Genomic DNA, 13,372 nt, shown 5'->3' on the forward strand with positions numbered 1-13,372 from the left:
ACGTCCGCCCCGCGCAGCCATGCGCGCAAAGCCGAAACGCGTGTATTCATCTCGCGTTCGGCAGGTCGCGGAATCCCCCCGAATCACCCCCAAATCGCCCGCCGTCCGACGACAAACCGCAATTCATCTGATAATACGCGCGGCGATCCACGCGAACGAGCAATCGTGCGAATCCCGCCGAACGTTGCACAGGCAACCAGGCGGCAGCATCGCCCCGATTGCGTCGTCACCCGCCGCAATCCGGAAAACGAAACGGCGTCAGGCCCACCTGGTCGTTCGGAATGTGCCCAGCGCCGTTCAAATCCCCACACGACGCCCGCGCGACGCGGCGTCGCAACCAGGAGGTGAACGATGATCACGCTGACCGTCAACGGTGGCGAACGGCATTTCGACGGCAATCCCGACATGCCGTTGCTCTGGTATCTGCGCGATGTCCTCGGCCACACGGGCACCAAGTTCGGCTGCGGAATGGCGCTGTGCGGCGCCTGCACCGTGCATCTCGACGGCGTCGCGATCCGGTCGTGCATCACACCCGTCGCGGCCGCCGCGGGCAAGAAGGTGACGACGATCGAGGGTCTGTCGACGGACGTGAACCATCCGCTGCAGCAAGCGTGGCAGGAACTGAACGTCGCGCAATGCGGCTACTGTCAGTCCGGGCAGATCATGCAGGCCGCGTCGCTGCTGAAGACGAATCCCCATCCGAGCGACGCGGACATCGACGACGCGATGTCCGGCAACATCTGCCGCTGCGGAACCTATACGCGCATCCGCGCGGCGATCCGCCTGGCGGTGCGCCGCGGAGGTGCCGCATGAACGCGCCGGAACTCTCCGTCCACAATGAAAGCCGCCGCGCATTGCTGCTCGGCTTCGCATCCGGCGGGCTGCTGCTCGCATTCGGCGTGCCGTCGCTTGCGCGCGCGGCCACGCCCGCGCAGCCGCCCGTCAGCCCGAATCCGCAGTACGGCGGCGCGGGCATGCCGCACGGCTTGCGCGACGATCCGCACCTGTTCGTCGCGATCGCGCCCGATGGCACGGTGACGGTGACCTGCATTCGCTCGGAGATGGGACAAGGCGTGCGCACGAGCGTCGCGCTCGTGATCGCCGACGAGCTGGGCGCGGACTGGGCACGCGTGAAGGTCGCGCAGGCCGTCGGCGACGAGCCGCGCTACGGCAACCAGAACACCGACGGTTCGCGCAGCCTGCGCCAGAGTTTCGCGGCGCTGCGCCGCGCGGGGGCGGCCGCGCGCTCGATGCTCGAGCAGGCCGCGGCGGCGACCTGGGGCGTCGACGTGCGTCAAGTGAAGGCGACGGTGCACGAGGTCGTCGATACGAAAACCGGGCGCAAGCTCGGGTTCGGTGAACTGGCCGCGAGGGCGGCCGCGCTGCCCGTACCCGATACGCAGAGCGTGGCATTGAAGGCGCCAGCCGAGTTCCGCTATATCGGCAAGGGCGAAACGGCATTGATCGACGGCCGCGACATCGTCGGCGGCCGCGCGCACTACGGGATCGACACGCGGCTCGACGGCATGCTGTACGCGGTCGTCGCGCGTCCGCCGGCCTATGGCGATACGGTCGCGTCGTTCGACGCGTCCGCCGCGGAAAAGCTGCCGGGTGTCGTCAAGGTCGTGCAGCTCGCGTCTGCGCCGCTGCCGTCCGGGTTCCAGCCGCTCGGCGGCGTGGCCGTGATCGCACGCGACACATGGACGGCCATCCAGGCGCGCGCCCGACTGAAGATCGACTGGAAGCATGGGCCGCACGCAGGCTACGATTCGGCCGCCTACCGCAAGACGCTCGAAGCGGCGGCCGCGCAGCCGGGCGACGTGATCCGCGATGACGGCGATACGGCCGCGGCGCTCGCGGGCGCCGCGAAGCGCGTGCGTGCGACGTACTACATTCCGCATCTCGCGCACGCGACGATGGAGCCGCCCGCGGCCGTCGCGCGCGTGGCCGACGGCCGCTGCGAGGTATGGACCTGCACGCAGGCGCCGCAGACCACGCGCGACGAAATCGCGAAGGCGCTCGCGCTGCCGAGCGAGCGCGTCACGGTCAACGTGACGCTGCTCGGCGGCGGCTTCGGCCGCAAGTCGAAACCCGACTACGTGGTGGAGGCCGCGCTGCTGTCGAAGGCGGTGGGGGCGCCCGTGAAGCTGACGTTCACGCGCGAGGACGACATCGCGCACGACTATTTCCACGCGGTGTCGCTGGAAGCGTTCGACGGCGGCCTCGATGCGGCGGGGAAGGTGGTCGCGTGGCAGCATCGCACGGTCGCGCCGTCAATCCAGTCGACCTTCCGGGCCGGCGTCGTGCACGAGCAGCCGGGCGAGCTCGCGCAAGGTGTCGCCGATCTTCCATTCGCAGTCCAGAACGTACGGATCGAGAACCCGGCCGCGCCAGCGCACACGCGGATCGGCTGGTTCCGTTCGGTGTACAACATTCCGCACGCGTTCGGGATCCAGAGCTTCGTGTCGGAACTCGCGCATGCGGCGGGCCGCGACCCGAAGGATTTCCTGCTCGACCTGATCGGGCCGGCGCGGCGTTTCGAGCCGCACATCACGGTGAAGAACGTGAACTACGGCGAGGATCCGGCGTTGTATCCGGTCGATACCCGACGACTGCGGCGTGTGATCGAGACGGTCGCGCGCGAAGCCGGTTGGGGCCGCAAGCTGCCGAAGGGGCACGGGCTGGGGATCGCCGCGCATCGCAGCTTCGTGTCGTACACGGCGGTCGTGTGCGAAGTGCAGGTGGCCGCGGACGGCGCGCTTTCGGTGCCGCGCGTCGACATCGCGATCGACTGCGGGCCGCAGGTCAACCCGGAGCGCGTGCGCTCGCAGCTCGAAGGCGCGGTAGTGATGGGGCTCGGCATCGCGCTGCACGGCGAGATCACGTTCAAGGACGGGCAACCGGAGCAGAGCAATTTCAACGGCTTCCAGGTGCTCCGGATGAACGAGGCGCCGCGTGAAATCCGCGTGCATCTGGTCGCGCCGGACGACTATGCGACACCGCTCGGCGGCGTGGGCGAGCCGGGCCTGCCGCCGGTCGCGCCGGCGCTGACCAACGCGATCTTCGCGGCAACCGGCACGCGGATTCGCAGCCTGCCCGTCGCCGATCAGCTCGCGAAGCAAAAGGCGGGTTGATACGCGGTCGCGTGCCGGGTGCGGCGCGCGCACGGGTTTGCGGCGCCGCCGGCGCCGCGCACCGATCGAACACTTGCGCTCGTCGAACGGAGGCGCGACGCCGGAGCATTGTTGTTTGCGAACGACCGTGCTAAATTCTGCGCCAGCACTTGCAGTCACCGACCCAATCATCCGGTGCCGGCAACCGGCGCCCACGGGGGCGCCGACGCGCCGCCCGACCGCGAAGCATGGGACCAGAGCAAGCGCTAAAGCGCTAACTCTGGTCGACCGCGAAGCATGGGACCAGAGTAAGCGCTAAAGCGCTAACTCTGGTCGACAGGAGACAGACGTGATGGAGCATGCATCGATCGAGCACCCGTGGATCGACCGGGCCGCGCACGGTCGGGCCGCGCACGGTCGGACCGCGCACGTGCGGCCGTCGACGATGGGGAAAACGCAGGCCACGCGGAGGGCGTCACGATGAGCCTGCTGATGTCGCGACGCGATCTCGCGTTCCTGCTGTACGACTGGCTCGATGCCGACGCGCTCGGCGCGCTGCCGCGCTATGCGGAGCACAGCCGCGAGACCTTCGATGCGGTGCTCGATACCAGCGAGCGAATCGCCGCCGACCTGTTCGCGCCGCATGCGGCGCGCGGCGATCGCGAGGAGCCGCGGTTCGACGGCGAGCGCGTGACGCTGATCCCTGACGTCGAGCCGGCCGTGCGGGCCTTCGCGGCTGCCGGCCTGATCGCCGCGGGCCAGGACGAAGCGTTCGGCGGGATGCGGTTGCCGAAGCTCGTCGAAGCCGCATCGTTCCTGTTCTTCCAGGCCGCGAACATCGCGACCGCCGCATATCCGTTCCTCACCGTCGCAAACGCCAACCTGCTGCTCGCGCACGGCAGCCCCGCGCAGATCGACGCGTTCGCGCGTCCCGAGCTGGAAGGGCGCTTCTTCGGCACGATGTGCCTGTCGGAGCCGCAGGCTGGCTCGTCGCTGTCCGACATCGTAACGCGCGCCGATTTCGAGTGCGCGTCGCCGCTCGGCCCGCGCTACCGGATCACCGGCAACAAGATGTGGATTTCCGGCGGCGAGCACGAGCTGGCGGAGAACATCGTCCACCTCGTGCTCGCGAAGATTCCCGACGAACAGGGCCGGCTTCTGCCCGGCACGCGCGGCATCTCGCTGTTCATCGTCCCCAGGTACCTGCCGACCGACGACGGCGCCGCGCGCGGCGAGCACAACGACGTGGTGCTGGCCGGCCTGAATCACAAGATGGGCTATCGCGGCACGACCAACTGCCTGCTGAACTTCGGCGAAGGCACGCGCCATCGTCCGCAGGGTCGCGCCGGCGCGATCGGCTATCTGGTCGGCGAACCGAATCACGGCCTCGCCTACATGTTCCACATGATGAACGAGGCACGCATCGGCGTCGGCGCGGGCGCGGTGGCGCTCGGCTACACCGGTTACCTGCACGCGCTCGACTACGCGCGCAACCGGCCGCAAGGGCGCGCGCTCGGACCGGCCGGCAAGGACGCGGCCGCGCCGCAGGCGCCGATCGTCGCGCATCCGGACGTGCGGCGCATGCTGCTCGCGCAGAAGGCGTACGTCGAAGGCGGGCTCGCGCTGATCCTGTACTGCGCGCGGCTCGTCGACGAAGCGCGCGCGCATGACGATGCGGCGGCGCGCGCGGAGGCCGCGCAACTGCTAGACATCCTGACGCCGATCGCGAAAAGCTGGCCGTCGCAGTGGTGCCTCGCGGCCAACGATCTCGCGATCCAGGTGCATGGCGGCTACGGCTATACGCGCGACTATCCGGTCGAGCGACTGTATCGCGACAACCGCCTGAACCCGATCCACGAAGGCACGCATGGCATTCAGGCGCTCGACCTGCTGGGCCGCAAGGTCGGCCAGGACGGCGGTGCGCTGCTGCGCACGCTCGATGCGCGCATCGGCGCGACGCTCCAGCGCGCACGGGCCGCGGAGGGCGACGCGCGCGCGCATGCCGACGCACTCGCGCTGCGCTGGGCACGGCTCGTCGAGGTCACGCGCGCGCTGGCCGCGCTTGACGATCCGCAGGTGCGGCTCGCGAATGCGAGCGTCTATCTGGAGGCGTTCGGCCATCTGGTCGTCGCGTGGCTGTGGCTCGACGTGACGCTTGCCGCGCACGGGCACGACGGCGATTTCCACGACGGCAAGCGCGCCGCCGCGCGTTACTTCTTTCGCTGGGAGCTGCCGAAGATGGACGCGCAGCTCGATCTGCTGGCGAGCGTCGATACGACGACGCTCGAGATGCGCGACGCATGGTTCTGAGCGTCGCGATGCACGGATGACGGTGCCGCGGTGCAGGCCGATGTGCGTGCGCCGCGCGCCGCTTGCGCGGGCGTGTCCCGCTGCCGTATCGATGCGCGGCGACGTCGCGCAAGGAGAGAGGAAAGCATGAAAGCCCTGATGTGTACCGCATTCGGCCCGATCGACCGCTTGCGTATCGACGACGTCGCGATTCCCGAACCGGCCGCGGGCCAGGTGCGGATTCGCGTGAAGGCGGCGTCGCTCAACTTCCCCGATGCGCTGATCGTCCAGGGGTTGTATCAGGTGAAGCCGGCGCTGCCGTTCTCGCCCGGAGCGGAATTCGCCGGCGTGATCGATGCGGTCGGCGACGGCGTGAGCGCATGGCGGCCGGGCGACGAGGTGGTCGCGTTCACTGGTCACGGCGGCTTCGCCGAGCAGTGCGTGGCCGACGTGCACCAGATCGCGGCGCTGCCGCCGGGGATGACGTTCGAGCAGGGCGCGGCGCTGGTGCTGGCCTACGGTACGTCGCTGCATGCGTTGCAGCAGCGCGCGCGTCTGTTGCAGGGCGAGACGCTGCTGGTGCTGGGGGCGGCGGGCGGCGTCGGGCTGGCGGCGATCGAGATCGCGAAGGCGTTGGGCGCGCGCGTGATCGCGGCCGCGTCGAGCGCGGACAAGCTCGCGCTGTGCCGCGCTGCCGGCGCCGACGACACGATCGACTATGCGACCGAGGACCTGCGGCGCCGCGTCGACGAACTGACCGGCGGGCGCGGCGCGGACGTCGTCTACGATCCGGTCGGCGGCGCGTACAGCGAGGCGGCGCTGCGCGCGACCGCGTGGCGCGGCCGGTTCCTCGTGGTCGGTTTCGCGGCCGGCGAGATTCCGAAGATCGCGCTGAACCTGGCGCTGCTGAAGGAGCGCGATATTCTCGGCGTGTTCTGGGGCGACGCGGTCCGGCGCGATCCCGCGGAGCACGCGGTGAACATGCGCCAGCTGGCGCAATGGTTCGCGGCCGGCAAGGTGCGGCCGGCGATCACCGAGCGCGTGCCGCTGTCGGGTGCGGCCGACGCGATCGCACGCATGGCGAACCGGCAGGTCAAGGGCAAGGTCGTGATTCTGCCGGACGCGTGATTACGCTGACAATGGACCATGCGGCGGCGGTTCGATGCGCGGCGGGCGGGAGTGGGGCGGCGCATCATGTGCCGCCGTGCCGCCGTGCCGCCGTGCCGCCGTGCCGCCGTGCCGCCGTGCCGCCGTGCCGCCGTGCCGCCTCGCCACCGCTCCGCCGCGCATCCGCTCAGCGGAGCAATGAAGCCGCGCCGGTCAGATCGACCCGGCCGCATGCCGGACTCGCCTGCGCGTTGCCGCGGAAGTCCGGCAAGGTCCGCGCCGGCAGCGAAATCACGAAGCGTGCGCCGCCGAGCGGCGAATCCTCGAGCCGCACGTTGCCGCCGTGCACGAGCGCAACGCGCCGCACGATCGCGAGCCCGAGGCCGAACCCGCCGGTCTGCCGGTCGCGGCTCGAATCGAGCCGCTGGAACGGTTCGAACACGCGCGCGCGCTCGGCGGCCGGAATGCCGGGGCCGTCGTCATCGACGCTCAGCACCAGCGCACCGGACGCATCGTGCGTCGCCGATAGCAGGACCGTGCGCGCCGCATAGCGCGCGCTGTTGCGGATCAGGTTGAGCAGCGCGCGAGCGACGAGTTTCGGATCGCACACGTGGGTGGCGGGCGCGCCGGTCGTCGACACGTCGAGCGTGATGCCGCGATCGTTGAGGTCGTTCGCGACGTTGCCGGCGACGCTGTCGATCAGTGCATCGACGACGACGTCCATCGGCGCGAGCTCGCTGGCGCCTTGTTCGAGCCGCCCGATCGTCAGCAGCTCGGTCACCAGCTCGTCGAGTTCGCGCACGTCGCGCCGCAGTTCGTCGCGGCGTTCGCGCATCCGGCCGCTCTCGTCGGATTCGGCGAGCAGCGCGAGCCCGAATTCGAGGCGCGCGAGCGGCGTCTTCAGCTCGTGCGAGATCCCGTGCATCATCTCGCGCTGCTGCTTGATCGACGCCTCGATCCGCTCGGCCATGTCGTTGAACTGCTGCGACAGCTCGTAGATGTTCGACCGGCCGGACAGCTTCACGCGGGTCGACAGACGGCCCGCGCCGAACGCATGGGCGGCGGCCTGCAGCCTGCGCAGGTCGCGCCAGTGATACGAGATCCACAGCACGACCGCGAACAGCGCGGCGAGCGCGAGCAGCAAGTAGGCGTAAATCTTGATGTCGAGGTCGAAGGGCTGGATCGGGCGCGCATGCAGCACGGAACCGTCCGCGAGCGGCATGTAGTAATCCTTGCCGTCGTAGCCGATCGCGATCTTGCCGGCGTCGAGGTCGCGCAGTGGCGCGCCGCTCAATTGGGCGCGAGCGTCTGCCATCGTCACGAAGTCGAATCCTTCCTTGCCGTGCTTCGCGAGCTCGCGCAGCGCGAGCGTGCGCTGCGCGCCCGGATGGCGTTCGAGATAATCGTTCAGCACGAACGCATAGGTGGTCAGCGAGTCTCGCTGCGCCTGCGCCGCGCGTTCGTAGAAGATCCGGTCGAACGAGAACTGGATGAACGCGATCGATCCGGCGCCGCACAGGATCACGATGAGGTACAGCCTGATCAACGGACGCAGCATTTATTCGTCCCACGCGGAAGGGCTGAACAGGTAGCCGCGGCCCCAGATCGTCTTGATCTTGTGCGGCTCCGACGACGCATCCTCGAAACGGCGCCGCAGCTTCGAGATGCCGGAATCGACCGAGCGGTCGAGCCCGTCGAACTCGATCCCGCGCAACTGCTTCAGGATGTCGTCGCGGCTCAGCACGGTGCCGGCCGCGCGCGCGAGGATCAGCAGCAGGTTGAATTCGGCCGTCTTCAGGTCGACCGGATCGCCGCGCCACGTGACCGTGCGGTTCGGCGGCGAGATCGTCAGTTCGCCGAAGATCAACGCGTCGGGCGCGGCGGCGCGGGTTTCCGTCGCGGCCGGCCGTGCCCGACGCAGCAGCGCGCGGGCGCGCGCGACCAGCACGCGCGGCTCGATCGGCTTCGTCACGTAGTCGTCGGCGCCGGTTTCGAGGCCCGCGACCTGATCGTAGACGTCCGCGCGTGCGGTGAGAATCAGCACCGGGACGTTGGTGAATGCGCGAATGCGCCGGCACACTTCCATCCCGTCGAGATTCGGCAGCATCAGGTCGAGTATCACGAGCGCGGGCTCGTGCTCGCGCACCGCCGCGACGGCCAGGTCGCCACGCCGCACGACCGTTACCGTGAATTCATAGTTGTCGAGGTATTCGCGCACGAGCTGCGCGAGGCGGTCGTCGTCCTCGATCAGCAGCACACGGTATTTGAGCGGATTGTCGTACATGGTCTCCTCGATATGCGCGCGTCGTCCCGGCTCCCCGCACGCGGGCGCGCGGCGCGGCACGCGAATTCTAGCCGGCGTTCCGGCGCCCCGGGCAGCAGGACGACAATCGCGAACAATCAAACACAATTGAGCACAGATTCCCCGCAGATTACGGACAACCCCGCTGCACGGCGGCACCTAGACTGCGGGCTCCGTCACTCATATCTCAATATTGTGCGCTCAACCCTTCGCCGTTCCCGCTATTGCGTGCCGCTTGCCGGCCTGACCCTTGCCGCGGCCGCTCACGCGGAGAACCAGTATTCGATTTCGCTCGGCGGCGGGTTCGCGCCGCGCTACCCGGGCAGCAACCAGTATCGCGGCGTCGTCGCACCGGGGCTTTCCGCGAAGTTCGGCAAAGGCTTCTTCATCGATAGTCGCGAAGGCGCCGGCTACCGGCTGGACCTGCCGCACGGTGCGTTCGTGTCGGCGGCAGTGAGCTACGACCCCGGCCGCGCGGACGAGAACCGCTTCGACCTGCCGGGTTCGGACTACCTGAAGGGGATGGGCCGGATTCCGGGCTCGGTGCTCATCGGCGTGCGGGCCGGCGTGACGCTGCTCGACGCGGCCGAACTGAGCGTCACGGTCGACACGCCGGTGACGCATACGTCGCGCGGCGTGTCCGGGCATGTCGATCTCGCGGTGCCGGTGTTCAAGACCGCGCAGCACGAGATCATCGTGACGGGCAGCGTGCATGCCGGCACCGGCCGCTATACGCAGACGTTCTACGGCGTGACGGACGCGCAGTCGATGACGAGCCGCTTCCGGCCGTATTCGACGAGCGGCGGGATCGACAGCGCGACGGTGTCGGTCGCATGGAACTGGAACCTGTCGCGGCACTGGTCGGTGCTCGCGACGGGCGGCGTGACGCGGCTGCTCGGGCGCTACGGCGACAGCCCGATCGTCCAGTCGCGCAGCAACTACTACGGGATGGCCGGCGCGACCTACAAGTTCTGAACGAGAGACCGGCGCGCGTATGCCGCACGCGATGCGTCGGCGTCGCGCCGTTGCCGCGCATCGCGTGCGGTAACATGCAGGCGGTTCCGGCACCACGCCGGGCCCGCGACGCACGTGCGCCGAATCGATTCGACCGCGTCGTGCAACGCCGCCGTGTGCCGGCCGGCATCCGTCAGGAAGCGGCCGGTGACGCGCGACACCCATCACGCATGCAATGCCCGGCCGTGCGCGACTGCCGTACATGGATCGCCGGGCCGCGACACGGAGAAGCCAGTGAAGAACACGATCGCGATGCTCGTTGCACTCGTTGCGAGCGCAACCTTTGCAGGATGTGCGGACATGAATACGAAGCACCCCAACGCGACCGCCGGCGGCGCGGCGCGAAACACCGCGCCGATGTGCAGCGCAGACGCGGCGCCGGACGATGCGCTGATCGGCAAGACCGAAGCCGAGGCGACCGCGCTGCTCGACGGGTGCCTGTGGCGCGTGCTCGAGCGCGACGGCAAGTCGCTGCCTGGCACGATGGACTATCGCGAGGAGCGCCGCGACCTCGGCATTCGCGACGGCAAGGTGATCTGGGTGCGGCGCGGGTGATCGATGAGGCCGGCGGGGCCGGCCGAGTCGCATGCCGTTTGCCGGCCGCGCCGGGCGTGCGAACCCGCGCGCGTTACTTCGAGATATACCAGAGCGCGTCGGTGCTGACGCGCGCGGCCGGCGCCTGAGGTGTGGCGGCCGGCGGCGGCGTGTTCGACGTCACCGCGGTGGGCCACGTGGCCGGCGTGTTTGACGACGCCGACGTGGTTGTCGTTGGGGCGGTATTCGCCGTCGCTGCCGATCCCGATGTCGACGGCGTGTTCACATACCACAGCGCGTCGGCCGACGCCGTGCGCTTGGTCGATGCATTCGCGTGCGGTTTCCCCGCAGGCGTGGTGGCGGCCGTCGTCGCCCCCGAACGCGATGTTCCCGCCGCTGCCCCAGCCCCAGCCTGCGTCGTTGCCCCCGCCGCGCCGCGCTGCGCGCGCGCCTCGAACGGACCGAGCTGAAAGATCAACGTTTGCGCGGGGCGCGTCAGAACGGCATACGGGAACTGCAGCTCCCACGACATCAGCACGCGGCCCGACGACGTCTCGGTGAAGATCGCCGGCATATGCTTCATGTCGCTGAACTGCACGTAGATCCGCGCACCGTCGTCGAACACTTGGGTCGGCTTGGCCTGGTCGGCGCCCGTGACGGTCCAGCCGAAGTTGTACGTGCCGGCCGGGCCGGCGGGACCGCCTTGCGGCGGCGGGGCGGCCGGTGACAGCGTGCGGGCCCGTGCGGCCGGCGGCGCGGATACGCTCAGGCTCGCGAACGGGTTGTACGCCTGCACCTGCTGCGGCGGCGTAAAGGAAGGAGGCAGGATGGGCATGGGAGTATCCGGCGAATCCGGCATGGTCCGGATTGCATCATAGACCTTGCGGGCATACGCGAGGCGCTTGTCGGGCGACGCGGCGTTGTACGCGCCGATCGCGGTCCAGTTGGCGCCGAGCTGGCGGATGTTCTGCGACAGGATCCATGCGCCGACGTACGCGTTGGTGCACGCATCGAACAGGCTTTCCCGCGTGATGCCTTCGCGCGCGAGCGTCGGCAGCCAGGTGCTGTTGATCTGCATCAGGCCGATGTCGACGGTGCCGTTCGTGTTCGTGTTGATCGCGTTCGGATTCATCCCCGATTCGACCTGCGCGATGCCGCGCAGCAGGCTCACGCTCACGTGCTGGAACGTGGCCGCGTCGTCGAGGCAATCGGCCCACGCGGCGCCGTGCAGCGCGCACGACAGCGCGATCGTCGCGGCGATCTTCGGCGTGGCGGGGCTGATCGAACGGGCAGTATGACGCGGCATGGCAGGATGGGGCGGGATCCGGCCGCCCGGTGCAAGGAAATTACGCAGACGCGAAGTGTGCCATAGCGCGCAGTCAAATGGCTCGCGTCAAACTTTCCTTTGCATTTGCCGGTGTGTTTATTGCGCCTTTTCCGCTGCGCGGGGATCGTCGCGCGACCGGATGGAAGCGGTAAAAACGGCTGATTTTCGCGCGCAGGCCGGCGCTCGAGCGGAGTCGCAATACTGACGTCGCGCGTCAGTTGCGCCGTGAATGCGGAATACTGCGATGAATCATGCAGCGATGTGAAACGAACATGGTGCGGGCGCCGCTGCGGGGCCCGGAAATGGCGGCGGCGGCCGTAGCCGCCGTCTTGGCGAATCCGCCATCCGGCATCCGCGATCCGATACCGACCGGCCGGCCGCGCGGCACCGCGACATCACGACACCGCCCGCAGCCGCCCCCGTCGCTCAGAAGCGGTGACGCAGCCCGAGGTTGACCATCGTCTGCGAGCTCGTGCCTGCATAGCCGTACGACGCGATCGATGCCTGCGCGGCCATCGATCCGCCTTTGCCGTCGCCGGTCTGGCCGCTCGCATGCTGATACGCGGCGCTCAGGTACACGTCGGTGCGCTTCGACAGGCTGTAGTCCGCGCCGGCCGACACCTGGTGATAGGTCGCCGACGTATCGCCGCCCGAGCGCGTATAGCTGTAGCCGACGCCGACGAGCAGCGCATCGGTCGCCTGGTAGTTCACGAAGCCTTGCCCGGTGTTGTAGTGCTCGTTCGAGTCGAACGCCGAGCTTGCGTCGCGACGGTACTGCGCGTTGCTGTAGCCGAGGCCGAACGTGAACGGGCCGGCGACGTACTGGCCCGCGATGCGGGCGATCCCGATCGAGTGCGCGCTCGCATAGCCGCTGTTGATCGGGCCGTCGAAGGTGCCGTCCGACGAGCTGGTCCAGCCGTCGCGCAGGCCGTTCGACGCGGGGCTGTTGGTCGCGTGGAAGTAGCCGCCGGCGACGCTGAACGGCCCGTTGTTGTACGACACGGCCGCCGAATACGACTGCGCGGCGCCGGTGCTGCCGGCGATGCCGCCGAACGAGTACATCGCGGAGAACTGCAGCCCCGAATATACGGCCGACGTGTACTTCACCGCGTTGTCGACGCGGAAGCTGTTGTCGTAGTTGTCGACGTCGCCCGGTGTCGCGAACACGCTGCCGAGATAGTTGTCGGCGGTGATGCCCTGCACGAGGTCGACGAGCGGATCGTACTGGCGGCCGAACGTGAGGGTGCCGTAGCGCTCGCTCGTCAGCCCGACGAATGCCTGCCGGCCGAACAGGCGGCCGCCCTGGCCCTGCCGGCCGTTGCTCGGGTCGAAGCCATTCTCGAGCTGGAACAGCGCCTTCAGCCCGCCGCCGAGATCTTCGGTGCCTTTCACGCCCCAGCGGCTGCCGGAGAGGTTGCCCGCGCTGCTGTTGCCGAGCATCCATGCGTTGTCCTTGCCCTGCGCGTGATTCACGTACGTGATCGACGTGTCGATCACGCCGTACAGCGCCACGCTCGACTGCGCGTGCGCGGCGGGGATCGCGGCGAACGACGCGAGCGAAATCAGCGAGAGGGTCGTGCGTTTCATTTCATCTCCTTGCCATGGGGTGCGTGAACCGGAATGGCAGGAGACTACAGAGCCGCCGCCGAACGGCAAAAATGGAATTCTCCGATGTGACCTAAAGCA

General features: G+C 68.9%; 10 protein-coding genes. 6 read left to right on the forward strand and 4 right to left on the reverse strand.

Features of this window, described 5'->3' with window-relative positions; genetic code table 11:
• Positions 1 to 351 precede the first annotated feature (351 nt).
• From ABIC50_RS03915 to ABIC50_RS03930, 4 genes are all read left to right on the forward strand, one after another.
• Positions 352 to 813 carry a (2Fe-2S)-binding protein gene (locus ABIC50_RS03915; protein ID WP_006754739.1) on the forward strand — a complete coding sequence of 154 codons (462 nt, stop codon included), beginning with the start codon at positions 352 to 354 and terminating at the stop codon, positions 811 to 813.
• Positions 810 to 3,134 carry a xanthine dehydrogenase family protein molybdopterin-binding subunit gene (locus tag ABIC50_RS03920; RefSeq protein WP_354161688.1) on the forward strand — a complete coding sequence of 775 codons (2,325 nt, stop codon included), beginning with the start codon at positions 810 to 812 and terminating at the stop codon, positions 3,132 to 3,134. Before ABIC50_RS03915 ends, ABIC50_RS03920 begins: the two co-directional genes overlap by 4 nt.
• Before the next feature lie 459 nt (positions 3,135 to 3,593).
• Positions 3,594 to 5,423: an acyl-CoA dehydrogenase gene (locus tag ABIC50_RS03925; protein ID WP_354161691.1), complete on the forward strand. Its 1,830-nt coding sequence runs from the start codon at positions 3,594 to 3,596 to the stop codon at positions 5,421 to 5,423.
• 126 nt (positions 5,424 to 5,549) lie between these two features.
• Positions 5,550 to 6,530, forward strand: a complete 981-nt coding sequence (locus ABIC50_RS03930; RefSeq protein WP_175668480.1) for an NADPH:quinone oxidoreductase family protein — start codon at positions 5,550 to 5,552, stop codon at positions 6,528 to 6,530.
• Between the two features lie 166 nt (positions 6,531 to 6,696).
• Here ABIC50_RS03930 and ABIC50_RS03935 read toward each other — a convergent pair whose 3' ends face one another.
• Positions 6,697 to 8,067: an ATP-binding protein gene (locus ABIC50_RS03935; RefSeq protein ID WP_354161694.1), complete on the reverse strand. Its 1,371-nt coding sequence runs from the start codon at positions 8,065 to 8,067 to the stop codon at positions 6,697 to 6,699.
• The gene (locus ABIC50_RS03940) at positions 8,068 to 8,793 is read right to left on the reverse strand and encodes a response regulator (protein ID WP_175663903.1); all 726 of its coding nucleotides are present in this window, start codon (positions 8,791 to 8,793) and stop codon (positions 8,068 to 8,070) included.
• A 246-nt stretch (positions 8,794 to 9,039) separates the two neighbouring features.
• Between ABIC50_RS03940 and ABIC50_RS03945 the strand changes: the two genes are divergently transcribed.
• Together ABIC50_RS03945 and ABIC50_RS03950 are read left to right on the forward strand one after the other, a co-directional pair.
• On the forward strand, positions 9,040 to 9,786 hold the full coding sequence (locus ABIC50_RS03945; RefSeq protein ID WP_165751224.1) for a MipA/OmpV family protein: 747 nt from the start codon (positions 9,040 to 9,042) through the stop codon (positions 9,784 to 9,786).
• A gap of 273 nt (positions 9,787 to 10,059) precedes the next feature.
• Positions 10,060 to 10,380 carry a hypothetical protein gene (locus ABIC50_RS03950; protein WP_175655915.1) on the forward strand — a complete coding sequence of 107 codons (321 nt, stop codon included), beginning with the start codon at positions 10,060 to 10,062 and terminating at the stop codon, positions 10,378 to 10,380.
• Positions 10,381 to 10,453: 73 nt separating this feature from the next.
• Here the strand turns inward: ABIC50_RS03950 and ABIC50_RS03955 are convergent, their stop codons facing one another.
• Together ABIC50_RS03955 and ABIC50_RS03960 are read right to left on the reverse strand one after the other, a co-directional pair.
• Positions 10,454 to 11,665 carry a transglycosylase SLT domain-containing protein gene (locus ABIC50_RS03955; RefSeq protein WP_354161697.1) on the reverse strand — a complete coding sequence of 404 codons (1,212 nt, stop codon included), beginning with the start codon at positions 11,663 to 11,665 and terminating at the stop codon, positions 10,454 to 10,456.
• Between the two features lie 447 nt (positions 11,666 to 12,112).
• A complete protein-coding gene (locus tag ABIC50_RS03960; RefSeq protein WP_012363616.1) occupies positions 12,113 to 13,273 on the reverse strand; it encodes a porin in 1,161 nt (386 codons plus the stop codon).
• Positions 13,274 to 13,372 lie beyond the last annotated feature (99 nt).

It is taken from the genome of Burkholderia sp. 567, from assembly GCF_040545115.1.
Lineage (GTDB): Bacteria > Pseudomonadota > Gammaproteobacteria > Burkholderiales > Burkholderiaceae > Burkholderia > Burkholderia ambifaria.